This window comes from Streptomyces sp. NPDC040432 (assembly GCF_055595445.1).
Map to the genome: position 1 here is coordinate 577,497 of NZ_JBVIVP010000001.1, position 22,375 is coordinate 599,871.

At 74.5% G+C, this 22,375-nt stretch carries 21 protein-coding genes; 12 read left to right on the forward strand and 9 right to left on the reverse strand.

Annotated features, from left to right (window positions below; all coding sequences use genetic code 11):
* Window positions 1–109: 109 nt before the first annotated feature.
* On the forward strand, window positions 110–616 hold the full coding sequence (locus tag ACZ58N_RS02645) for a hypothetical protein (protein ID WP_471154704.1): 507 nt from the start codon (window positions 110–112) through the stop codon (window positions 614–616).
* 9 nt (window positions 617–625) lie between these two features.
* Here ACZ58N_RS02645 and ACZ58N_RS02650 read toward each other — a convergent pair whose 3' ends face one another.
* Window positions 626–2,122 (reverse strand): FUSC family protein, encoded by a 1,497-nt coding sequence (locus ACZ58N_RS02650; RefSeq protein ID WP_471155208.1) that lies wholly within the window; start codon window positions 2,120–2,122, stop codon window positions 626–628.
* Window positions 2,123–2,448: 326 nt separating this feature from the next.
* Between ACZ58N_RS02650 and ACZ58N_RS02655 the strand changes: the two genes are divergently transcribed.
* On the forward strand, window positions 2,449–4,080 hold the full coding sequence (locus ACZ58N_RS02655) for an FAD-dependent monooxygenase (RefSeq protein WP_471154707.1): 1,632 nt from the start codon (window positions 2,449–2,451) through the stop codon (window positions 4,078–4,080).
* Window positions 4,081–4,208: 128 nt separating this feature from the next.
* Here the strand turns inward: ACZ58N_RS02655 and ACZ58N_RS02660 are convergent, their stop codons facing one another.
* From ACZ58N_RS02660 to ACZ58N_RS02675, 4 genes are all read right to left on the reverse strand, one after another.
* Entirely contained in the window at window positions 4,209–5,648 is a 1,440-nt protein-coding gene (locus ACZ58N_RS02660) for an MFS transporter (RefSeq protein ID WP_471154709.1), read from the reverse strand.
* Entirely contained in the window at window positions 5,648–6,070 is a 423-nt protein-coding gene (locus tag ACZ58N_RS02665; protein ID WP_471154712.1) for a universal stress protein, read from the reverse strand. Before ACZ58N_RS02665 ends, ACZ58N_RS02660 begins: the two co-directional genes overlap by 1 nt.
* Window positions 6,071–6,171: 101 nt before the next feature.
* Window positions 6,172–7,701, reverse strand: a complete 1,530-nt coding sequence (locus ACZ58N_RS02670; RefSeq protein ID WP_471154715.1) for an APC family permease — start codon at window positions 7,699–7,701, stop codon at window positions 6,172–6,174.
* 75 nt (window positions 7,702–7,776) lie between these two features.
* Window positions 7,777–8,229 carry a carboxymuconolactone decarboxylase family protein gene (locus tag ACZ58N_RS02675; protein ID WP_471154717.1) on the reverse strand — a complete coding sequence of 151 codons (453 nt, stop codon included), beginning with the start codon at window positions 8,227–8,229 and terminating at the stop codon, window positions 7,777–7,779.
* Between the two features lie 46 nt (window positions 8,230–8,275).
* Between ACZ58N_RS02675 and pdxR the strand changes: the two genes are divergently transcribed.
* The gene (gene pdxR, locus ACZ58N_RS02680; RefSeq protein ID WP_471154720.1) at window positions 8,276–9,736 is read left to right on the forward strand and encodes a MocR-like pyridoxine biosynthesis transcription factor PdxR; all 1,461 of its coding nucleotides are present in this window, start codon (window positions 8,276–8,278) and stop codon (window positions 9,734–9,736) included.
* 37 nt (window positions 9,737–9,773) lie between these two features.
* Here pdxR and ACZ58N_RS02685 read toward each other — a convergent pair whose 3' ends face one another.
* A complete protein-coding gene (locus tag ACZ58N_RS02685; RefSeq protein ID WP_471154723.1) occupies window positions 9,774–10,367 on the reverse strand; it encodes a histidine phosphatase family protein in 594 nt (197 codons plus the stop codon).
* Between the two features lie 67 nt (window positions 10,368–10,434).
* Between ACZ58N_RS02685 and ACZ58N_RS02690 the strand changes: the two genes are divergently transcribed.
* Both ACZ58N_RS02690 and ACZ58N_RS02695 read left to right on the forward strand, forming a co-directional pair.
* Window positions 10,435–11,157 (forward strand): YoaK family protein, encoded by a 723-nt coding sequence (locus tag ACZ58N_RS02690; RefSeq protein ID WP_471154726.1) that lies wholly within the window; start codon window positions 10,435–10,437, stop codon window positions 11,155–11,157.
* Between the two features lie 76 nt (window positions 11,158–11,233).
* Window positions 11,234–11,923 carry an RNA polymerase sigma factor gene (locus tag ACZ58N_RS02695; protein WP_471154729.1) on the forward strand — a complete coding sequence of 230 codons (690 nt, stop codon included), beginning with the start codon at window positions 11,234–11,236 and terminating at the stop codon, window positions 11,921–11,923.
* On the opposite strand, the gene ACZ58N_RS02700 is transcribed toward ACZ58N_RS02695, so the two are convergent.
* The 3 genes from ACZ58N_RS02700 to ACZ58N_RS02710 all read right to left on the reverse strand — a co-directional run bounded on the left by ACZ58N_RS02700 (window position 11,847) and on the right by ACZ58N_RS02710 (window position 16,000).
* Window positions 11,847–12,857 carry a MerR family transcriptional regulator gene (locus tag ACZ58N_RS02700; protein ID WP_471155210.1) on the reverse strand — a complete coding sequence of 337 codons (1,011 nt, stop codon included), beginning with the start codon at window positions 12,855–12,857 and terminating at the stop codon, window positions 11,847–11,849. The two genes, ACZ58N_RS02695 and ACZ58N_RS02700, sit on opposite strands and share 77 nt — an antisense overlap.
* 47 nt (window positions 12,858–12,904) lie before the next feature.
* Window positions 12,905–14,278, reverse strand: a complete 1,374-nt coding sequence (locus ACZ58N_RS02705; protein WP_471154731.1) for a cryptochrome/photolyase family protein — start codon at window positions 14,276–14,278, stop codon at window positions 12,905–12,907.
* Between the two features lie 195 nt (window positions 14,279–14,473).
* Window positions 14,474–16,000: an SDR family oxidoreductase gene (locus tag ACZ58N_RS02710; protein WP_471154734.1), complete on the reverse strand. Its 1,527-nt coding sequence runs from the start codon at window positions 15,998–16,000 to the stop codon at window positions 14,474–14,476.
* A gap of 289 nt (window positions 16,001–16,289) precedes the next feature.
* Between ACZ58N_RS02710 and ACZ58N_RS02715 the strand changes: the two genes are divergently transcribed.
* The 7 genes from ACZ58N_RS02715 to ACZ58N_RS02745 all read left to right on the forward strand — a co-directional run bounded on the left by ACZ58N_RS02715 (window position 16,290) and on the right by ACZ58N_RS02745 (window position 22,366).
* Window positions 16,290–17,573 carry an NAD(P)/FAD-dependent oxidoreductase gene (locus tag ACZ58N_RS02715; RefSeq protein WP_471154736.1) on the forward strand — a complete coding sequence of 428 codons (1,284 nt, stop codon included), beginning with the start codon at window positions 16,290–16,292 and terminating at the stop codon, window positions 17,571–17,573.
* Window positions 17,567–18,328 carry a DUF1365 domain-containing protein gene (locus ACZ58N_RS02720; RefSeq protein WP_471155211.1) on the forward strand — a complete coding sequence of 254 codons (762 nt, stop codon included), beginning with the start codon at window positions 17,567–17,569 and terminating at the stop codon, window positions 18,326–18,328. Before ACZ58N_RS02715 ends, ACZ58N_RS02720 begins: the two co-directional genes overlap by 7 nt.
* Window positions 18,325–19,143, forward strand: coding sequence for a DUF1295 domain-containing protein (locus tag ACZ58N_RS02725; RefSeq protein ID WP_471154738.1), 819 nt, complete (start codon window positions 18,325–18,327; stop codon window positions 19,141–19,143). The genes ACZ58N_RS02720 and ACZ58N_RS02725 overlap by 4 nt, the downstream gene beginning before the upstream one ends.
* Before the next feature lie 25 nt (window positions 19,144–19,168).
* The gene (locus tag ACZ58N_RS02730; RefSeq protein ID WP_281207411.1) at window positions 19,169–19,648 is read left to right on the forward strand and encodes an Lrp/AsnC family transcriptional regulator; all 480 of its coding nucleotides are present in this window, start codon (window positions 19,169–19,171) and stop codon (window positions 19,646–19,648) included.
* Between the two features lie 46 nt (window positions 19,649–19,694).
* Entirely contained in the window at window positions 19,695–20,384 is a 690-nt protein-coding gene (locus tag ACZ58N_RS02735; protein WP_471154742.1) for an HAD family hydrolase, read from the forward strand.
* 207 nt (window positions 20,385–20,591) lie between these two features.
* Window positions 20,592–21,947: a cytochrome P450 gene (locus ACZ58N_RS02740; protein ID WP_471154744.1), complete on the forward strand. Its 1,356-nt coding sequence runs from the start codon at window positions 20,592–20,594 to the stop codon at window positions 21,945–21,947.
* A 161-nt stretch (window positions 21,948–22,108) separates the two neighbouring features.
* Entirely contained in the window at window positions 22,109–22,366 is a 258-nt protein-coding gene (locus ACZ58N_RS02745; RefSeq protein WP_281207413.1) for a hypothetical protein, read from the forward strand.
* Window positions 22,367–22,375 lie beyond the last annotated feature (9 nt).

Consider the following 22,375-nt stretch of genomic DNA (forward strand, 5'->3'; position numbering starts at 1 on the left):
TACCAGCCTGGCCCCGGCCCCGCGGGCGCGCGAGGCGGCGCCGTGAGGGGCCGCCGGTCGTGATCTTGTCGTGCGAGACTTCTGCGGTACATCGGGGAGGAAGTGGCACATGCGGGTGGGACTGACAGCGGTCGCCGTGGGCTTGGCGCTGGTGTCGATGACGACGGTGAGCGGCTGCGTGAACCCGCTCGCGGACCTCGGCCCCCTGGAGGAGCGCTACTCGGGCCCTCCGATGACCGCGGACGCGGCGGTCGCCGACCTGACGTCCGCCCTGGCCGAGGCCGGGCTCCAGGTACAGCGCATGCCCCAGGACCACATCGCGATCGAGTGCCACGAGTACCTGTCCGCCGAGCACGCGACGGACACGGCCGACGCCGCCGCGCGGGATGCCTTCGGGAAGGCGGAGGCACGGGGCTGGCGGGCCGTTCCGGCCGCCCTCCCCGGCGGGCGCAGCCTCCGCAAGGCCAACTGGACCGCGCACGCCGCGTCGATCACCCCGGTCGCCGGCGAGCCCACGACGGCGGTGTCCGTCGGTCTCCAGTGCGACGGGGGCACCTCGAAGAAGCTGCCGGGCCCGGAGTCGACCGGCCCGGCGTCCCCCTCCGCCGGCCCCTGAGGGCTGCCGCTACGCGGTGATGACGAGCGGGGCCCGCGGATCGGTGCGCAGCGGGGTGGCCAGGGCCGTCAGGGCCTGCTCCAGCCCGTGCAGGTGGGCCAGGGCGGGTTCGGCCGCGGCGGGCCGGGCCGGCTCGGCGGCGGTGGCCGGGCCGACGTGACCCGACGGGGCGGTGAGTGCTTCGACGGCCGCCTCGACCCGCCAACAGGCCGCGGCCAACCGGGCGTCGTGGGAGGCCTGCGGGTCGGCGGCGACCACCACGAGGCCGCGCACCTCGCGGGCGCAGTCGTCGAGCAGCGACAGGACCTGCCGGGCCCGGGCCTTGCGGGCGCGCAGCGGGCTCAGCGGGTGGACGAGCGGGGCGAGCGCCATCCGTACGCGGGCGAGCAGCAGCTCCAGCTCGGCGGCGTGCGGGCCGGGATCGGCGGCCGGGTCCCCGGCGAGGCGGTCCAGGGCCGCTCCGGTGGCGGCCCGTACGCAGTGCAGGGCGCGCTGGATCCAGGCGTCGTTGGCACCGTGGGTGGTCACCGGGAGGATCAGGACGACGGCCAGGGCCGCTCCGAGGGCTCCGACGGCGGTCTCCTCGAAGCGCAGGAGCAGCAGGCCGGGGTGGAGCACGCCGAGCAGCCCGTACAGGAGTCCGGCCATGACGGTGACGAAGAACATCATCCAGGAGTACGAGGGCGCCGCCGTGTAGAAGATGCCGAAGACACAGACCGCGACGAGGGCCGCGGTGGGCGCGGGAGCACCGTGCAGGGGTACGGCGATCAGCAGCCCGGCAGCGATGCCGATCACGGTGCCGAGCACCCGACGGAATCCGCGGACGAGGGTCTCACCGCGCGAGGCGGTGTTGACGAAGATCCACCAGGCGGTTCCGACGGCCCAGTACCAGCGGTCCTCGGACAGCACCTGGCCGATGGCGAGGGCGAAGGCGCAGGCGGCGGTGGCCTGGAAGGCCTGCCGGGTGGTGGGGCGGGCCAGGCCGGTGCCGGGCAGGCCGGGCGGGGCGGCGGCGGGCGGGGTGCGGCGTTCGATGGGCCACAGCACGAACCGCACGGCGCCCGCGGAGAGCAGCGCCAGCGAGACGGCGGCGAACAGTTCGGGCAGCTGCGCGGGTACGGCGTGCAGGAACTGGGTGACGAAGAACATCATGAAGCCGAAGATGCCCAGGGCGTGACCGCGGGGACCCCAGCGGCGGGCGTACACCCCTGCGAAGACGACGGCCAGGAAGGCGGCGTCGCGGGCGGCCGGTACGCCGTGCAGGGTGGTGGCGAGCGCCAGCACCGGGAAGCCGGCCACCGGCAGCAGGGCGGTGGTCACGCGCTGGGCGCGCACGTTCGCGTCGAGGACGGTGAACAGGGCGAGCAGGGCCGCGAGCCCGCCCGTGATGGACGCGGTCAGGGAGAGGCCGGCCAGTTCGGCCACGGTGACGGCGAGCGCCACTCCGACGACCGCCCGGGTCGAGTTCCTGAGTCTGGTACGCCCCGGATCCGGAGCCACGAACATCCTCTTCACGGCGGTGTGCCGCCCCCCTTGCGATGGAGCACGCCGCCCCGCCCGCGGCCCGGGGGTGGTGGGCTGCGTGGAGGCACGGCGAAGGCGCCACGGTCCGGACCGGCCTCGTTGCCGTCCGGCGCTGCGTGGCGCCGTAAGTACATGGATACCCCACAGATAACCACCCTGAGGGGCAATGGCTCAAGTGAGGCCGTGATCTGTGGGCCAATGGCCCGGTCCGGCGCCGTGATCTTCGGCCGGGGACGGACCATCGGACCCCCGTCGGCCCGGTCGTCCCTGCGGTGGCCGGAGCGGGGACCTCCGCAGACCATGGAGGGATGAACCCTCACGGAACGAATGTTCTGGTCGTGGGCGCCGGCCCGGTGGGACTCACGGCCGCGGCGGAACTGCGCAGACGCGGGGTGTCCTGCCGGATCGTCGACCGGCTGCCGGCACGGCTGCCGTACGCGAAGGCCGTGGGCGTCCAGCCGCGCACCCTGGAGGTCTGGGACCGGATGGGGATGGTGCGCGACGTGCTCGACGTGGCCGTCCCGATGCGGGGGCAACTGATCTGGATCGACGGGGAGGAGCAGGAGCGCATCGACCTGTTCCTGCCGCCCGAGGTGCCCTACGGCTTCGCGGCGCTCCCGCAGTACGAGACGGAGCGGATCCTGGAGGAGCACCTGGCGCGCTTCGGGACCCGGATCGAGCGGGGGACCGAGCTGGTGTCCTTCGCCCAGGACGCGGAGGGGGTGACGGCCCGACTGACCGGGCCGGGCGGCGAGGAGGAACTGCGCGTCCGGTACCTGGTGGGTTGTGACGGGGCGCACAGCACTGTCCGCAAGGGGCTGGGGCTGTCCTTCGAGGGCGGGGCCTTCCCCGAGGAGTACATGCTCGCGGACGTGGAGGTCGGCTGGGACCTGCCGTACGGGTACGGGGTGCGGTCGATGCACCATGACGCGGCGGGCCGCGTCGACGACGTGCTGGTCTGCATCCCGCTGCCCGGGCCGGGCCGCTACCGCATGTCCATGGTCGTGCCGCCCGAGCTCGTCGACGGGGCCGTGCGGCAGGGCGGGGGTGACGGGGTCGTGCACGGGCTGGGGGGAAGTCGTGCCCCCGAGTTGCACCACATCCAGGCGGTCCTGGACCGGTTGTCACCACGGCCGGTGACCGCGACGAACATGCGCTGGTCCTCGGTGTTCCGGATCAGCCACCGGATCGTGGACCGGTACGGCGAGGGGCGGGTCTTCGTCGCGGGGGACGCCGCGCACATCCATCCGCCGACCGGGGCACAGGGCATGAACACCGGCATCCAGGACGCGTGGAACCTGGTGTGGAAGCTCGCCCCGGCAGTCGAGGGCCGCGCCCACCCCGCGCTGACGGCCAGCTACGACGGCGAGCGGCGGCCGATCGGCGAGGAGGTCGTCGGGCGTACCGTCCGGCACGCCGCCGAGGGCGTCCAGGCCGACCCGGAGGACCCGGCGACGCTGATGATGCGGGAGGCCCAGCTCCTCGTCGGCTACCGCGGGGGCCCGCTCGCCGGACCCGCGCCGGCGGACCCCGACGGACTGCGGGCCGGTGACCGGGCGCCCGACTGCGGCGGACTCCTCGGGGAGGTCGCCACCCAACCCCTGCGACTGTTCGACCTGCTGCGGGAGCGCGAGCACGTGCTCCTGCTGTACGCCGACGACGCGCAGAACCCCTGCGTCCCCGAGCTCGCCGAGCTGATCGACGGGCTGCCCCGGGGACGGCTTGCGGCGTACGCGGTCCTCACCGAGGGCGGGACCGCGCCCGCCGGGGCCGCCGCCCTGCCCGTGTACCGCGACGGGCGGGGCGAGTTCGGCCGGCTCTACGGAGCACGCGGGCAGACGGCGTTCGTGGTGCGCCCCGACGGTTACCTCGGGGCCCGGATCGAACCGCCGACGGCCGCGGGGGTGGCCGCGTACCTGGCGGGGATCTTCCGGGACTGACCGGGGCGGACCGGGTACCGCCGGCGGTCCGCCCGTGACCGTGCCGCACCATCGGGGGCCCTCACGCACGATCGGGTGCGGCGGCGTCATCGACACGAGGGACGTCGGCAGGGTCCCGCGGGCGATCGTCACAGCACGGTGGGAGAGGTATTCCCGGGGGTGGCCCCGGAGCGGGGGTTGCGGCGCACGACGACAGCCAGTGCGGCGGCGCCGAGCACCGACAGCAGGGCCGCCGCGCGCAGGACGGACTCGATGGCGGGTCCGTCCGAGGCGGCGCGGGCGGCGGATCCGCTGAGCGCCTCCAGCACGGTGGAGGCCACGGCGACGGCGACCGCCCCGAGCAGCACCAGGGAGGTGAGGACGAGGCCGGACGCCGCGGCGAGGCGTCCGGCCTCGACGTAGGACTGGGTGGCCACGTTCGTCAGGGCCCAGCCGAGGCCCACGCCGATCCCGACGACGGCGAAGACGGCGGTGTAGGCGACGAGCGAGGTGACCTGGGTCAGGACGAACAGGCTGACCCCGCTGAGCAGCATGCCGCCGGCCATCAACGTCTCGGGGCGCACGCGCAGCGCGAGATGTCCCGACCAGTAGCTGGCGGAGCCGGCCCCGACGGACAGGGCCAGGAAGATCAGCCCGGAGTCGAGCGGTGAGAGCCCGCGCGCCTGTTGGAGGTAGAGCGCCGAGAAGACGGCGACCAGGCAGTACACGATGTTGGACAGGGATCCCGCGAGGGTCACGGTGACGAAGGGCCCGTTGCGCAGCAGGGCCAGGTCCAGCAGGGGTTCGCGGGAGCGCCGTTCGACGACGGCGAACACCGCCAACAGGGCGACCCCCGCGGCGAGGCAGGCGAGGGTCTGCGGGGCGGCCCAGCCCCAGTTCCCGCCCTGGTCGACCCCGATCATGACCGCGCTGAGGCCGCCGGCCAGGGTGAGGACGCCGGGGACGTCCAGCCCGTGGCCGGCGGCCTCGTCCCGGGTCTCGGGGACGTGGCGCAGCAGGAGCAGGGCGGCGGCCGCGGCGAACGGCACGTTCAGCAGGAACACGGCGCGCCAGCTGAGGTGTTCGGCGAAGACGCCGCCGACGAACGGGCCGAGGGCGGTGCCGACGGCGCTGAAGGCGAGGACGGTGCCCACGGCGCGGCCCTGGCGGTCGTCGCGGAAGTAGGCGGTGACCACGGCGACGGACACGGGCAGGACGAGCGCGGCGGTGCAGCCCTGGACCGCGCGGGCGGCGGTGAGCCAGGCGGTGTCCTGGGCGGCGGCGCACACGACGGAGACGACCGCGAACCCGGTCAGGCCCGCGACCAGGACGCGCCGGCGGCCGAGCAGGTCGGCGGCGCGGCCACCGGTGATCATCAGGGCGCCCAGGGTCAGCATGTAGCCGCTGACCAGCCATTGGAGGTCGGTGGAGGGGGTGTGGAAGTCCCGACCGATGGCGGGGAGCATCAGGTTCAGGGCGAACCAGTCCATCTGTACCAGCAGCATGGAGATGGACGCCGCGGCGATCACGGCGCGGTCCCGGGGGGAGAACAGGCCGCGCCGCGGACCGGCTCCCGTGCGGGTGGTCATCAGGGCAGGGCCTCCGTCGGGACGCACAGCACGGGGATCGGCGAGAGGTGCAGGAGCTTGTGCGGGGTGGAGCCGAGGAGGGCGCCCCGCATGGGGCTGTCGCCCCAGCTCCCGACGATGATGACCCGCGCCCGGTGGCGTTCGGCTGCCGCGAGCAGGGCCTGCGCCGGTTTGTCGTCGACGATCTCCACGGTCGAGGGGACGCCCGCCTCGTCGGCGGCGGCGACGGCCCGGGCGAGGGCGGTGCGGCCGGCCTGGCGGACGGCTTCCCGGTGGGCGCGGTACTCCTCGCCGGTGGCGCCGGGGGCGTTCGCTCCGTGGACGAGGACCAGGGGCTCGCCGAAGGCGGTGGCGACCTCCAGGGCGACCTGCAGGGCCCGTTCCGCGCCGGGCGATTCGTCGTATCCGAGGACCACGGACATCGGGGGTACCTCCTTCCTTCCGTACGGGGGGCCGCTCGGTGCGGTGCGGTGGGCGCGTTCCGTGCGGGCGGGCCGCTACGCGCGGGTCACTGCCGGGCGGGCTACTTCCGGGTGTCCTCCTGCTTGCCCGCGTGGACGAGCGCGGGGTCGGCCACTCCGCGCCGCTCCAGCCAGAACGTGCCGTCCCGCAGCCGCCAGAAGCACATGACGAGGACGCCGACGACGGCGATGGCGATCCCGATGACCAGCGGCGGCCCGAGGCCGAACCAGGACACTCCGCCGGCGGAGTTCTCCGGGTTGGACATGTCGCCGATGGACTCCACCAGCAGCCACGCCAGCAGGCCGGCGCCGATGATCGGGCCGAGGCCGATGAGCAGGAAGTTGTGCAGGTTCTCCAGCAGGTGGCGGCGGTAGTAGATGGCGCAGGCCAGGCCGGTGAGGGCGTAGTAGAAGGCGATGAGCAGGGAGAGCGCGGTCAGCGAGTCCAGGAGCGCGTTCTCGCTGATCCGGTTGACGATGATGTACCAGCCGATGGCGATGCCGGCCACCCACCAGGTGCTCACGTCCGGGGTGCGGAAGCGGTGGTGGATGTGGGCGAGGCGGTGCGGCAGCGCGTGCCGGCGGGCCATGGAAAGGGCGGTGCGGGAGGCGGGAATGATCGTGGTCTGGGTGGAGGCGAGCGCGGAGGTGCAGACGGCCAGCAGCACCAGCCAGTCCCAGCCGCCGAGCACCTCGTGGGCGAGGACGGCGAAGACGGCCTCCTCCTCGCCGGCGTTCTCCGCGAGGAACCGCGTGCCCGCGTAGCCGACGACGGCGAAGCCGACGGACAGGTAGGTGACCAGAAGGACCACGGTCGACCAGATGCCCGCCCTGCCCGGTGCGGTCGCGGAGTCCTCCACCTCCTCCGTCAGGTTGACGGCGGATTCCCAACCCCAGTAGATGAAGACGCCGAGCAGCAGACCGCCGGTCAGGGCGGCGCCGCCCGCTCCGAACGGGTTGAGCCAGGCGAGGGAGGGCCGGGTGCCGTCGAGTGTGCTGGTGCCGGCGTAGACGCGGTAGAGCGCGACGACCGCGAAGACCAGGAGGAAGAACACCTGGGCGAGGATCAGCACGTTCTGCAGCTTGGCGGACATCTCCGTGCCGATCACGCAGATCCCGGTCATCACCAGGATCACCAGGACGGCGAGGGACTGGCGGATGAACTCGTTCGCCGCCCAGCCGTCGAGTCCGGCGGCGAGCAGGCCGAAGTGCACGGCCACGTCGGCGAGCGAACCGATGACGAGGACACCGGTCATGGCGATGGCCCAGCCGCCGAGCCAACCCGCCCAGGGGCCCATGGCCCGGGTCACCCAGGAGAAGGTCGTGCCGCAGTCCTGGTCGACCTTGTTGAGGTAGTAGAAGGCGGCGGCGATCAGCAGCATCGGGACGAAGGACGCCAGCATGACGCCAGGGGCGTAGATCCCCGCCAGCGCCACGATCGGGCCGATGACGGCCGCGAGCGAGTACGCGGGCGAGGTGGAGTTCAGGCCGATGACGAGCGCGTCGAGGAACCCGATCGCGTTGGCCTTCAGTCTCTCGTCGGGACCGGAGTCCCGGATCGCCCCGCCCGGTCCGGCGTCACCATCACCCATACACGCATCGTCACGCACGCGGCCCCGGCGCGCGAGGCGGACCGGGGCCGGGTGCGGGAGGAGCGGGCCGGCGTACTACTCGGTTCCGGGGGTCTTGCGGGTGGTGACGTTCATCCGGTTCCAGACGTTCACGGTGCAGATCAGGGCGATCAGCTGGGCCAGGGTCTCCTCGTCGAAGTGCCGGGCCGCCTCCTCGTAGACGGCGTCGGAGACGCCCCCGGGCAGCAGGGTCATCTCCTCGGTCAGGGCGAGCGCGGCGCGCTCGGCGACCGTGAACAGGCTCGACTCGTGCCAGGCGCCGAGCGCGTGCATGCGCGCCTCCGACTCGCCGCCCTTGCGGGCGTCGGTGGTGTGGTAGTCGATGCAGTAGGCGCAACGGTTGATCTGCGAGGCGCGGATCTGGACGAGCTCCAGCAGGACCGGGTCCAGGCCCCGGCGGGCGGCGGAGTCGAGGGCCAGGACCGCCTTGAAGACCTTGGGGGCGACCGCGGTGAAGTTCATGCGCTCAGGAACCTGAAAAGTTGTCATGTGAAGAATCTAGAAGGGGAATCGGCCCCCGGTAGGGTTCATTTCCATGCAGAGATCGAGGGTCAATTCCGCGGAGGTGCCGGCGGCTGCCGCCGCTGCGGCGGGGCCGGGAACCGGCAGTGACCTGCACCTCGAACTGGGCGGTGAAGGCAGCGTGCGGGTCCGGCTGATGAACGCCCTGCGCGAGGCCATCCGTTCGGGCCGGCTCGCGCCCGGCACCGGGCTGCCGCCGTACCGGGCCCTCGCCGCGGATCTGGGCATCGCCCGCAACACCGTCGCCGGCGCCTACGCCGAACTCGTCGAGGAGGGCTGGCTGGCCGCCCGTCAGGGTTCCGGCACCCGGGTGGCCCGGCGGGCCGCCCCGCTGCGGCCGGACGGAGCGGGAGGGCCGGCCCGGCCCTCCCGCCCGCGCATCGTCCACGACCTGCTGCCCAGCTCCCCCGACGCGTCCGCGTTCCCCCGTACGGCCTGGCTCGGCGCCGCCCGGCGGGCGCTCGCCGTCGCACCGCACGACGCGTTCGGGGTCGGTGATCCGCGCGGCCGGCCCGAACTGCGCCGCACGCTCACCGAGTACCTCGCCCGGGTCCGGGGGGTGCGGACCGCCCCCGAACGGATCGTGGTCTGCTCGGGCTTCGCGCACGGGCTGGAGCTGCTGGGTCGGGTACTGACCGGGCCCGTGGCCGTCGAGTCGTACGGGCTCCCGTTCCACCGCGACGTACTGGCGGCGGCGGGCCTGACGACGCTTCCGCTCGGGCTGGACGCCGGCGGCGCCCGCGTCGGCGAGCTCCCGGGGACCGGCGCGGAGGCCGTCCTGCTCACCCCCGCCCACCAGTTCCCGACCGGGGGCCCGCTGCACCCCGCCCGGCGGGCGGAGGTGGTGGACTGGGCCCGGGCGACCGGCGGGCTGGTCGTCGAGGACGACTACGACGGTGAGTTCCGCTACGACCGCCGGCCGGTCGGGTCCGTCCAGGGCCTCGACCCCGAGCGGGTCGTCTACATCGGCTCGGCGAGCAAGAGCCTGTCGCCCGCGCTGCGCCTGGGCTGGATGGTGCTGCCCGGACGGCTCGTGGACGAGGTGCTGGCCGTCAAGGGACCCCGCGAGATGTGGTCGGGGGTGACGGACCAGCTGGTCCTGGCGGAGTTCATGGCCTCGGGCGCCTACGACCGTCACCTGCGCCGGATGCGTCAGGTGTACCGGCGCCGCCGGGACCTGCTGACGGCCCGCCTCGCGGCCGAGGCCCCGCACGTGCGGGTCGGCGGGATCGCCGCCGGGCTGCACGCCGTCCTGGAACTGCCGCCGGACACCGAGGAGGCGGCCCTGCGCGCGGCCCGCCGGCAGGGCCTGGCCCTGGACGGGCTGCGGGCGTACCGGCATCCCGACAGCGCCATGCCACCGCGCGACGGACTGGTGCTCGGTTTCGGCACCCCGACCGAGCACGCCTTCCCCGGGGCCCTGGACGCGCTGCTGCCGGCGCTGCCGGACCCGCCGTCGCGGGAGGCGCCCTGACCGGTCAACGGCCGGGGCCCCGTCCGCCGCGGCGGCGTCAGGCCCGGGTGTTCCAGCCCGCGATGACCGGCAGGCCGTGTTCCGTGGACAGGGTGCTGACCGTGCCGGTGCGCAACAGGAAGAGGCGTCCGTCCGTCGGGGGCAGCCCGAGGTAGCGGGCGGTCAGGACGCGCAGGAAGTGTCCGTGGGCCACCAGCACGACGTTGCCCCGTTCCTCGCGCAGGACCTTGGCAGCCCGCGCCAGCACCCGGTCGGCGCGGGCGCCGACCTGGGCCGCGCTCTCACCCGGGTGGTGGGCGTCGCCCGCCGGGACGCCGTCGGTCCACAGCGACCAGTGGGGCCGGGTGCGCTGGATCTCGACGGTGGTGATGCCCTCGTAGCCGCCGTAGTCCCACTCGTGGAGGTCCGGCTCGGGGACGCCGTCGCTCAGCCCGGCGAGCTGGGCGGTGGCCACGGCGCGGCTGAGCGGACTGGTCAGGACCAGCGCGGGTGCGCTGCCGAGGAAGAAGGGGGCCAGCGAGATGGCCTCCTCGACCCCGCGCGCCGTCAGCGGTACGTCGGTGAGCCCCGTGTGGCGTCCGTCGGCGCTCCAGGCAGTCTCACCGTGCCTCACCAGCAGCAGATCACTCATGTGCCGGACCTTACGGCCGCATGTCGGTGACGGTCGCCCCGGGGTGGGCGTGTCACCCTCGGCAGTCATGAACACGGGTGAGCGACCGGTCCGTCCCGCTCCGCTGACCGTCATGATGATGGTCCTGACCTGGGTGACCGGCATGATCGAGGCGGCCAGTCTGTTGGCCCTGGGCCCGGCCTTCACGGCGATGCAGACGGGCAACGTCCTGTTCCTGGCCTTCGGGCTGGCGCAGCAGGGGAACCTGCCGGCCCTGGCGTCGGCGCTGTCGCTGGTGTCCTTCGCGGTCGGCGCGGTGTGCGGGGCCCGGCTGGAGGCGGCCATGGAGGTCCGGGGGCAGCGCTGGTTCGTCACGGGGCTGGCCGTCGAGGGAACCCTCATCCTGGCCGCCGCGGGCATCGCCTGGGGTGTCGATACGCAGTACGGGCATCCGGGCCCCCGGCACCTCACCGCCACGGCCGTCCTGGCCGTCGCCATGGGGGTGCGCACGGTCACCAGCATGCGGGTCAACGTCCCCGGAGTGCCGACGACCCTGGTGACCCGGTCGATGACGTCCCTCCTCGCGGGCTCGGCCCTCGGCCGCGACATGGCCCTCGGGTACGGCACCGGGTCGTGGGCGCGGCGGGCCTGGGCGGTGGCCTCGATGTTCGCCGGCGGTCTGACGGGCGCCCTGCTGTTGCGCGCCGGATGCACCGTGAACTGGCTGCTGGTGCCCGCCGCCGTGGTGGTCCTCGTGGTGGCCGCCGCGTATCTGGGACGGCCGTCACTGCACACGGGCGGCAAGGGATAGGCCGCTCGACGGCGCGTGATTCGATGCGGAAACGATGCAAGTTGGTCGGGGCGGCCGGGTTGGCGAGGCTCGGGGCATGGACGACCAAGACCCGAAGGACCCCGGCCGGCGCGACGGCACCCGGATCGACGGCCCCGCCGGGTCCCTCGCCACCCTGGCTGCGGCCGGGGTCGGGGAAGGGGCCGCGGAGCGGCCCGCCGACCCCAGTGCCGCCGTCGCCGCCGGATTCACGGCGGGTGACGAGCGCTCCATGGAGGAGGTCTACCGCCGCTGGCGGCCTCTGGTGCACTCCCTCGCGCGGCGTTCGCTCGGTGACGAGCGCGAGGCGGAGGACGTGACCCAGCAGGTCTTCCTCGCGGCCTGGCGCGGGCGCGGCGGCTACCGCCCGGGGCCCGGCGGCCTCGGGGCCTGGCTCACCGGCATCACCCGCCACAAGATCGCGGACGCCCTGGAGGCGCGGACCCGGCGGGCCCGGGCCGTGGAGGCCGCCACGGTGACCGTCCACGAGCTGGCCCCCAGCCCCGGAGACCCCGGGCGGCCGGAGCCCGAGCAGGTCTTGGACCGGGTCCTGATCCTGGGCGAGCTGGCCCGGCTGCCCTCCGCGCAGCGGCGCGTGCTGTGCCTCGCCTTCTACGCCGACCTGAGCCAGACCCAGATCGCGGCCCGCACCGGGCTTCCGCTGGGGACCGTCAAGAGCCACATGCGGCGGGCTCTGCACCTGCTGCGCCGGTCGCTGGAGCCGGGCCCGCTGCCAGCGCCGAGATGACGTCCAGGCCCGACCGCAGACCGAACAGCCGCTCGCCCCTCGGGGTGGGCGTGCCGGCCCAGCCCGGTCCCGCCAGGAGCAGCGTCGAACGACCGCGAGCGCCGCGCAGCCCCCATTCGATGCCGGCCACCGATTGGGCCAGGCCCCGGTCGGCGGTCGTTCGGGACTGGGCCCAGAGCACCGCGGCGCGGGGGCCCGTGCGCCGCACCGCGTCGTGCAGGGCCTCCGCGGGCAGGGCCGCGCCGAACATCCGTACCGGAATGCCCCGTTCGCCGAGGGCGGCGGCGAGCGCCTCGATCGGCAGGCTGTGCAGCTCGCCGGGGGTGCAGGCGAGCAGCACCGGGGCGGCTCCCGCCCTGCTGGGGGCGGGCCGGATCCGGTGCAGCGCTGCGGAGACGTGCCAGGACAGCAGGTGCTCGACCTCGATGTAACGTTCCCCCGCCGAGACCCATTTGCGCCCGACGGCGTGCAGGGTCGGGGCGATGATGTCCTCCCAGGCGGTGACCAGGCCGTGCTCCGCGAGGGCGGCGTCCAGCAGTTCGGCCACGGCCGGCGCGTCGAGCCGTACGGCGGCCCGCGCGAGCCCCCGGCCCTCCGGCCGCACCTCCCCGAGGGGGAGGGCGCCACGCCCGCCCGGGTTGGCGGCCACACCCGGGGTCCCGGCGGAGGTGTCGGGGGCTCCGCCGAGCGCGGCCCGGGCCGCCTCGGACGGGGGCACGCCCCGCGCGGTGAGGCGGCACATCATGTCGAGGCGGGCGATGTCCTCGGAGGTCCAGCGGCGGTGGCGACCGTCCTCCCGCCGGGCGGGACCGATGGCGTAGCGGCGCTCCCAGGAGCGGAGCGTGGTCGGGGACACCCCGAGGCGCCGCGCGACGGCTCCGGTGCTGAGGGCCGCGTCGGGCAGGTCCCGCGACGGGTCCGGGGGCGGCGGCAGGGGGTCCACCGGCTCACGATACGACGCGGGGCCGGCGCGGGGCGCCCTCACTCCCCGTCCCGCCCGCGCCGGAAGCGGTCGAGGCCGTCGGCGAGCTCCACCACCGGCTCCGGGTAGTCGTACTTGGCCCGTTCGGGGCCGGTCAGCCGCCACGGTTCGTGGATGCGGGGGGCGGCCAGCCCTGCGAGTTCCGGTACCCAGCGGTGGACGTAACGGCCTTCGGGGTCGTAACGCAGGCCTTGGCGCACGGGGTTGAGGACCCGGTTCGGTCGGGTGTCGGTGCCCGTGCCGGCCACCCACTGCCAGTTGAGCTGGTTGTTGGCGAGGTCGCCGTCGACGAGCAGCTCCAGGAAGTGGCGGGCTCCGGTGCGCCAGTCCACGTACAGGGTCTTGGCGAGGAAGCTCGCGGCCAGCAACCGGCCCCTGTTGTGCATCCAGCCCTCGTGGGCCAGCTGGCGCATGGCGGCGTCGACGACGGGGTAGCCGGTGCGGCCCTCCTTCCAGGCGAGGATCTCCTCCTCGGCGGCGGATCCGGTGCGCCAGCGGTCCTGGCGGGGCCGGTAGTCCTCGGTGACGGCGGCGGGGCGCGCGGCGAGGACCTGGTGGTGGAAGTCGCGCCAGCACAGCTGACGTACGAAGGCATCGGCCCCGGGTCCGCCGGCGGCCCGGGAGCGGTGGACGGCCTCGGCGGCCGACAGCGTGCCGAAGTGCAGGTGCGGGGAGAGCCGGGAGGTCGCGTCGCCCGCGAGGTCGTCGTGGACGTCCTCGTAGCGGGTGATGCCGGCGCGCAGCCAGTGCGTCAGCAGGCGGCGGGCCTCGCGTTCGCCCCCGCGGGCGAGGCCCGGGGAGGTGCCGGTGACGTCGCCGCGCGCGGGCAGGGGTTCGGAGCCGATGTCCGGCGGGACGGGCACGGCGCGCGGGGCGGCGGCGGGGGCGCGCAGCGGAAGGTCCGACCAGCGGCGCAGGTACGGGGTGAAGACGGCGAAGTGGTCGGAGCCGGCCGGGAGCACGGCGCCGGGCGCGACGGCGGTGACCACGGTGTCGTGGACGTAGAGCCGGCGGCCCTGTGCTTCGAGGGCGGCGCGCAGCCGTTCCTCCCGCGCGTGGGCGTAGGCGCTGACCCCGGCGGCCATGTGCACCTCGTCGGCGTCGGCCTCCTGGACGAGGGCGCAGACCTCGGCCACGACGTCGCCGGAGCGGATCACCAGCCGCCCTCCGCGTTCGCGCAGTCCGGCGTCGAGGTCGGCGAGGCAGTCGGCGAGGAAAGCCTGCCGGTTGGGCGCGGGGAAGCCGGAGGCCTCGATGGCCCGGTCACGGACGAAGAAGGGGACGACGCGGTCGCAGGAGGAGAGGGCGGCCCGCAGCGGAGGATGGTCGTGCAGGCGCAGGTCGGAGGTGTAGAGAACCACCGCGATGTTCATCTCGGCTCCGCGTCGGGCTGGGGGGCAGGGCTTGTCGTGCGGTTCTTCGGCGACCGGGGGCCTCCCGGATGCACGGGCGACGGCGGTGGGGCGGCACGGTCGCCCGGCGGCGTCCGGACGCGCCGGGCGGGCCCGTCCCCGGCGGGCCCGTCCCTCGGTCGCCCTGTCCCCCGGTGGGTCGCGCCGATCCGCCGGTCAGCCCTCGTCGAGGCGTTCGGCGGCGCGGGCGATGTTGCGGGCCATGCCGCCGAAGACGATCGCGTGGAAGGGGGAGACGCTCCACCAGTACATGTGTCCGAGCAGGCCGTGGGGGTGGAACAGGGCCCGCTGGCGGTAGAGCGTGCCCCGGCCCGGTCCGGTTTCGGCGTCGGTCCGCAGGTCGGTCTCCTTGTCGGGAGCCGGATCCGCGTACATCTCCAGCCAGGCCAGGCCCGGTAGCCGCATCTCCGCGCGGAGCCGGAGCAGGCGGCCGGGTTCGATCTCCTCGACCCGCCAGAAGTCGAGGGAGTCTCCGACCCGCAGCCGGGCCGCGTCGCGTCGGCCGCGTCGGATGCCGACGCCCCCGACGAGCCGGTCCAGCCAGCCCCGTACCGCCCAGGCCAGCGGGAAGGAGTACCAGCCGTTGTCCCCGCCGATGCCCTCCACGACCTTCCACAGGGCGGCGGGCGAGGCGCCGACGGCGATCTCGCGCCGGTCGGTGTAGAGGCTGCCGCCCGCCCAGTCGGGGTCGGTGGGCAGGGGGTCGCTGGGGGCGCCGGGCAGGGACGCCGAGGACCAGCGGGTGGTCACGTCGGCCTCCCGGACCCGTTGGAGGGCCAGGTCGAGGGCCCGGTCGAAGCCGATGGGGGTGCCGGGCGGGTCGGGGACCCACTGGGCGATGTCGTGCTCGTCGCAGACCACCTCGTGGCGCAGGGATTCGGCGAGCGGCCGGGCCAGCGCCCTGGGGACCGGGGTGACCAGGCCGATCCAGTGGCTGGACAGCCGCGGGGTCAGCATCGGCACGCGCACGATGAGCCGTTTGGGGAGTTCGGCGACGGTGGCGTAGCGGCGCATCATCTCCTCGTAGGTGACCACGTCCGGGCCGCCGATGTCGAAGGCCCGGCTGACCTCGGGCGGCATCGAGGCGCTCCCGACGAGGTAGCGCAGGACGTCGCGGACCGCGATGGGCTGGATGCGGGTGCCGACCCAACTGGGGGTGACCATGACGGGCAGCCGTTCCGTGAGATAGCGCAGCATCTCGAAGGAGGCCGAGCCGGAGCCGATGATGACGGCGGCACGCAGGACGGTGGTGGGCACCCCGGAGGCCAGGAGGATGTCGCCGACCTCGGCGCGGGAGCGCAGGTGCGGGGAGAGATCGCGGGGCGGGATCCCGGCCGGGGTGAGTCCGCCGAGGTAGACGATGCGGCGGACGCCGGCCGCGCGGGCCTGTTCGGCGAAGATCCGCGCGGCGGCCCGGTCGCGGTCCTCGAAGTCCTGCCCGGTGCCGAGGGCATGGACGAGGTAGTAGGCCACGTCGATGCCCTGCAGGGCCTCCGCGATCGACGCGGCGTCGGTGACGTCGCCGCGCACGACCTCGGCCCGGCCCGCCCAGGGGTGATCGCGCAGCCGCTCCGGGGACCGGGCCAGGCAGCGGACGCGGTGTCCCGAGTCGAGGAGTTCGGGCACCAGGCGGCCGCCGATGTAGCCGGTGGCCCCGGTGACCAGGCAGTGCGGTCCGGTCATGGTCGTCTTCCCTCCGTCGTGGCCGGTCCATCGTCGCCGGTCCCGGCCCGGCGCGCCCGTCGTGACGGGCGGTCGGCCCACCCGGCGTCCGCGCCTTCCGTACGGGCTTCGGGCGGACCCGGCCCGCCGGATGCGCGCTGCCGGGGCGGGGCCCGGGGGCCGGCTCGGGGGGCGGGTCGGGAGGGCGGCCCGGGGGCGAGTGAGGGCACAACCGGGATGTTTCGCCCGGGACACATCCGGAGCCCCCTCCGGCTCCGAAGTACCGGGCGAAGGCGAAGGAGGGAGCGGGATGAGCGAACGAGGACGACCGCGCACCGCCGTGATCGGCGGCGGCGTATCGGGGCTGACCGCGGCGTACGTACTGGCACGCGGCCACGAGGTGACGCTGTACGAGGCGGACGACCGGTTGGGCGGCCACGCCCACACCCATGAGGTGAAGGGCCCCGACGGGCAGGTCCGGTCGGTGGACTCGGGTTTCATCGTGCACAACGACCGGACGTACCCGCACCTGCTGCGGCTCTTCCGCGAGCTGGGCGTGGCCACCCGGCCGACGACGATGAGCCTGTCGGTGCACTGCGAGGGCTGCGGGTTGGAGTACGCGGGTGCTCGGGGGCCGCGGGGGCTGTTCGCCCGGCCCGGGGGTTCGCTGCGGCCCGCGTACCTGCGGATGCTGGCGCAGGTGCCTGTCTTCCACCGGCAGTCCCGGCGGCTGCTGACCGCGCCCGAGGGGGCCCGTGAGCCCACTCTGGGCGAGTTCCTGGAGCGGGGCGGCTTCGGCGCGTACTTCACCGGGCACTTCGCGATTCCGCTCGTGGCCTCGGTGTGGTCCTGCCCTCCGGGCACCGCGCTGCGTTACCCGGCCCGCTACCTGTTCCGTTTCCTCGCCCACCACGGGCTGCTGTCGGTGGGCGGCTCGCCGAGCTGGCGCACCGTCGAGGGCGGTTCGGCGCGGTACGTGGAACGGGTGCGGGAGGAGCTGGGCGCGGGCGCCGTACGGGTGGCCAGCGCGGTGCGGGAGGTGGCCCGGACCCCCGAGGGGGTGCTGGTCACCACCTCCGACGGGACGCGGGCCCGGTACGACTCGGTGGTCGTGGCCGTCCACGCGGACCAGGCCCTGCGGATGCTGGCCGATCCGACGGACGCCGAGCGGGAGGTGCTCGGCGCCTTCGGCTACTCCCGCAACCGGACGGTCCTGCACACCGACGCGTCGGTGCTGCCGCGCTCGGCCGGCGCCCGGGGCTGCTGGAACTACCGGCTGTCGGCGTGCCGCCCGGACGAGGAGGTACCGGTGCAGGTCAGCTACGACATGAACCGCCTCCAGGGGCTGGACGCGCCGGAGCCGTACGTGGTGACGCTGGGGGCCGACGAGCGGGTGCGGCCCGATCTGGTCCTTGCCGAGATGGTCTACGAGCATCCGGTCTACACCCCGGAGTCGGTCGCGGCTCAGCGCCTGCTGCCCGGGCTGTCGGGGCCGGTGACGGCCTTCGCCGGGGCCTACCACGGGTGGGGGTTCCACGAGGACGGCTGCCGCTCGGGCGTCGAGGCGGCGGCCGCGCTGGGGGTGGGCTGGTGAGGGCCGCGCTGTACGAGGCGGACATCCGGCACGTGCGGGTCGGCGGGCCCGCGTACGGGATGCGGCACCGCACCTACCTGTGGCTGGTGGACCTGGCGGAGCCGCCGCGCCTGCCGTGGCCGGTGCGCGTGCTGGCCGGCTTCGACGCCCGTGACCACTTCGGCGGCTCGGAGCCCAGCATCCGCGCGGGGCTCGACCGTTTCCTGGCCGCGCGCGGTATCGCGCTGCCGCCCGGGACGCGGGTGTCGATGCTGGCGCACGCCCGGGTGCTCGGCTTCGTCTTCAACCCGCTGTCGGTGTACTGGTGCCGTGCCCCGGACGGAACGCTCCTGCACGTGGTCGCGGAGGTGCACAACACGTACGGCGGCCGGCACTGCTACCTGCTCGGCCCGGAAGCGGCCCGGGAGACGGACCCGGTCCCCAAGGAGTTCTACGTCTCCCCCTTCCTCGGGATGGACGGCGACTACCGGATGCGCCTGCCCGAGCCGGGCGCGGAGCTCGCGCTGAGCGTCCGGCTCACGGGCGGGTCCGACGGGGCGGGTCTGACGGCGACCGTGCGCGGCAGCCGCCGGCCGGCGGGCGTACGGGGAGTCCTGCGGGCCGTGCTGCGCTACCCCTGGTCGACGGCGGCCGTCGCGGTCGGCATCCGATTCCACGGGGTCCGGCTGTTGTCGCGCGGGGCGGCGGTGCGGCCGAGGCCGCCGCACGTGCCGCAGGCGGGGATGTCGGTGGGCGGCGCGGGAGGCACGCGATGAACTGGGGCGGTTTCGGGGTCAATCTGGCCGTGTCGGCGGGCGCGGCACTGGCCGTGATGCTGGTCGCGTTCGCGGTCGGCGTCCGCAAGGGCACGCACCGTGTGGTGGACGTGGCGTGGGGCGCGGCCTTCGCGGCCGTCGCGCTCGCCACGTACGGGATGTCGGGCGCGGGCGCCGGGCGCGCGTTGCTCCTGACGGTGCTCACCGTGGTGTGGGGCCTGCGGCTGGCCGTACACATCGCGTGGCGGAGCCGGGGGCACGGCGAGGACCCCCGGTACGAGCGGATGCTGGCCCGCGCCCCGGGGAACCGGACCCTGTACGCGCTGCGCACGGTCTATCTGCTCCAGGCGGCGCTGGTCTGGCTGATCTCGCTGCCGGTGCAGGCGGGTTCGTACGTCACCGGCGGAACGGGCGCGCCCGCGTTCGTCCTCGCCGTCTTGGGGACGCTGCTGTGGGCGACCGGTGTCGCCTTCGAAGCCGTGGGCGACCACCAGCTGGCCCGGTTCAAGGCCGACCCCGCGAACCGGGGGAAGATCATGGACCGGGGCCTGTGGTCGTGGACCCGGCATCCGAACTACTTCGGTGACTTCTGCGTCTGGTGGGGCCTCTTCCTGGTCGCGGCCGGGTCGGTGGAGGCGGCCTCGGTGTCCGTCGTCGCGCCGCTGACGATGTCGTACCTGTTGACCGCGGGAAGCGGGAAACGGCTGCTGGAGCAGCACATGGCGGGTCGGCCGGGATACGCCGAGTACCTGGCGCGGACCAGCGGTTTCCTGCCGCGGCCGCCGCTGCGGCACGGCAGCGGGCAATCCGGATGAACCAGGCCATTGGTACAGTCGCGGCATGGCCGTGGACGAGCTCGACACCCGGATCCTGCGCCTGCTGATCGAGCAGCCGCGCACCAGCGTCCGGGAGTACGCCAGGATCCTCGGGGTGGCCCGGGGGACGCTCCAGGCCCGGATGGACCGTCTGGAACGGACCGGGGTGATCACCGGAACCGGTCCGGTGCTCTCCCCCGCCGCCCTCGGGCACCCCGTGCTGGCCTTCGTGCACATCGAGGTGACCCAGGGACACCTGGACGAGGTCGGCGACGCGCTGGCCGCCGTGCCCGAGATCATCGAGGCCTTCTCCATCACGGGCGGTGGTGACCTGCTGACCCGGGTCGCGGCCCGCGACAACGCGCACCTGGAGGATGTGATCCAGCAGCTGATCAGGCTGCCGGGCGTGGTCCGCACCCGGACGGAGGTGGCGCTGCGCGAACGGGTCGCGCACCGGCTGCTCCCCTTGGTCGAAGCCGTGGGCAGGACAGCACGCAAACCCTGACAGGATGGTGTGGACAGGCATACGACCGGCAGGACGGGCACAGCGGATGATTTCCGTCATATTCGATCTCGACGGCACCCTCGTGGACAGCGAGCCGAACTACTACGAATCGGGCCGCCTCACCCTGGAGCGGCACGGCGTCCCCGATTTCACGTGGGAGCAGCACTCCCGTTTCATCGGCATCGGCACCCTGGAAACCCTGGAGATCCTCAAGGAGCGCCACGGTCTGTCCGCACCCGTCGAGCAGCTCCTCGCGGAGCAGAACGCCGCCTACCTGGAGCTGGCCCGGACCCGGACCGTGGCCTTCCCCGAGATGCGCCGGTTCGTGGAACGGCTGCACGCGCGGGGCGTCCCGATGGCCGTCGCCTCGGGCTCGTCCCGCGAGGCCATCGACGCGGTCCTGGTGGGCACCGGCTTGGACGCGCTGCTGACGACCGTGGTCTCCGCCGAGGAGGTCGCGCACGGCAAGCCCGCTCCCGACGTGTTCCTGGAGGCGGCCCGCCGGTTGGGTGCCGCGCCCGCCGACTGCGTGGTGATCGAGGACGCGGCACCGGGCGCCGAGGCCGCCCGTGCGGCCGGGATGGCCTGCGTGGCGGTGCCGTACGTGGCGGACACCGCGTCCGATCCGGCCTTCGCGACCTCGGGCCTGCTCTTCGCGGGCGGTCAGGCCCAGTTCAGCGCGGACACGGCCCACGACTGGCTGTTCGCACACGGGGCGGGCCGCGGCGCGGCCTGACGGGCACACCGGCCGGGGACGCCCGGCCGCCGAACTCCCGGCCGGGAACCTCCGACGGCGGCGCCGCCCGACGGGACGCCCGGCCGGGTGCGGGCCCCCTCGACGGACCTCCGCGCTCGGGCGCGGGCGCGGTTGACGGACCCGCGGCTCCCAGGAGCCTCCGTACGCACCCTGGTGACCTCCGGCACGCGCTGTCACCATGCCCGCGTGACCGCCACACCACTGCCCCGGGGAGCCGAGCGCGGACCGCGCCGGTGGCCCCTCATCGGGAACCTGCCGGCCTTCGCCCGCGATCCGCTGGCCTTCTTCGAGTCGCTGCGCGACGGGTACGGCGACTGGGTGCCGTGGGCCCTCGGGCCGCGCCGCAACGTGCTCGTATCCCGGCCCGAGCACGCCGGAGAACTGCTCGGCGCCGTCGAGGACACCTTCCGACCGACCGAACTGGGCTGGGCGTTCCGCAGCCTGCTGGGCAACGGCGTGGTCGTCGCCACCGGGGACGACTGGCGGCGCAAGCGGGCACTGGTCCAGCCCGCCGTACGCCCCCGGCAGGTGCGCGCGTACGCCGCCACCATGGTCGGATGCGCCGACGCGCTGGCCTCCGGCTGGACCCCGGGGGCCCGGATCGACGTCCACCGCGAGATGGCCGGGCTCACCCAGCGGATCGCGGTGCGCACGCTGTTCGGTGGTGACGCGGCCGGTCGGGAGGGTCCGATCAGCGCCGCCATGGCGACCGCCCAGCGGGAACTCGGGGCGGAGTTCAGGGGGCTGACGCTGTTCCTGCCGCCCTGGGTGCGCACGCCGGGACGCCGCCGGATGCGGGAGGCGGTGGCCGTCCTCGACCGGGAGATCGAGCACGTCGTACGGGAGCACGAGTCGGCCGCGGCGGCCGGCGAGGACCGCGACGACCTGTTGAGCAGGCTGCTCGCGGCCCGCGACCCGCACGGGGAGCCGCTGTCGCGCACCGAACTGCGGGACGAGGCCGTCACGCTCTACATCGGCGGCCACGAGACCACCTCCACCACCTTGACCTGGGCCTGGCAGCTGTTGTCGGCGGCACCCGACGCGAGGGCGAGGCTGTCGGAAGAACTGGACCGGGTGCTCGGCGGGCGGCTGCCCGGGTACGAGGACTACGCCCGGTTGCCCTGGACCCAGCAGGTGGTCAAGGAGGCCCTGCGGCTCTACCCGCCGATCTGGCTGATCTCGGCGGTGGCCACGGAGGGCGCACGGCTCGGCGGCCGGCCGGTGCCGGCCGGGACGTCGGTGTGGACGAGCCCCTGGTCGCTGCACCGCGACAGCCGCTGGTTCCCCGACCCGTCGGCCTTCCGGCCCGAGCGGTGGGACCCGGACGCCGCGAAGCCGGTGCCCGAGCACGCCTGGATCCCGTTCGGCGGTGGACCGCGCGCCTGCCTGGGGGCGCGGTTCGCGCTGGTCGAGGCGGCCCTCGTACTGGCGGTGCTGGGGCAGCGCTTCCACCTCGACACGGGGCCGGAACCGGCGAAGGTGTTCCCGGGGCTCACCCTCCAGCCGGTGGGGCCGGTCCCGGCGACGGTCCGCGCGCGCTGAGGGGCCGCCGGGGTGAGGCGGGCGAGCGGGGCGGGGGGCGTCGGGGCGGACCGGGGCGGCTGTGGGAACTGCCCCGGCAACTGCCCCTCCGGCCCGAAATCCGCTCCTAGTCTCGGGCCTCGGCGGCGGGACAGCGCCGCCCCGGACCAGGAAAGGGCTCGATGGAAATGAAGAAGAACAAACTGGCGGCCGGTGGCGCCGCGGTCGTGATGGCCGCGGGAATCGCGATCACGGCGGTCGGGGCGGCGAACGCGGCCGGCGGCACCTCCTCCGGCAGCGCGCGGATCACCTCCGTGGAGCAACTGCACGAGAACCTCGCCCAGGCGGTGGCGCACGAACAGGCCCTCGGGCTCCAGGGCACCATCGGCGGCCCCGTCGGCCGTGAGGTGCTCGCCTCGTACGACGCGGTCGAAGGCTGACGGGACGGT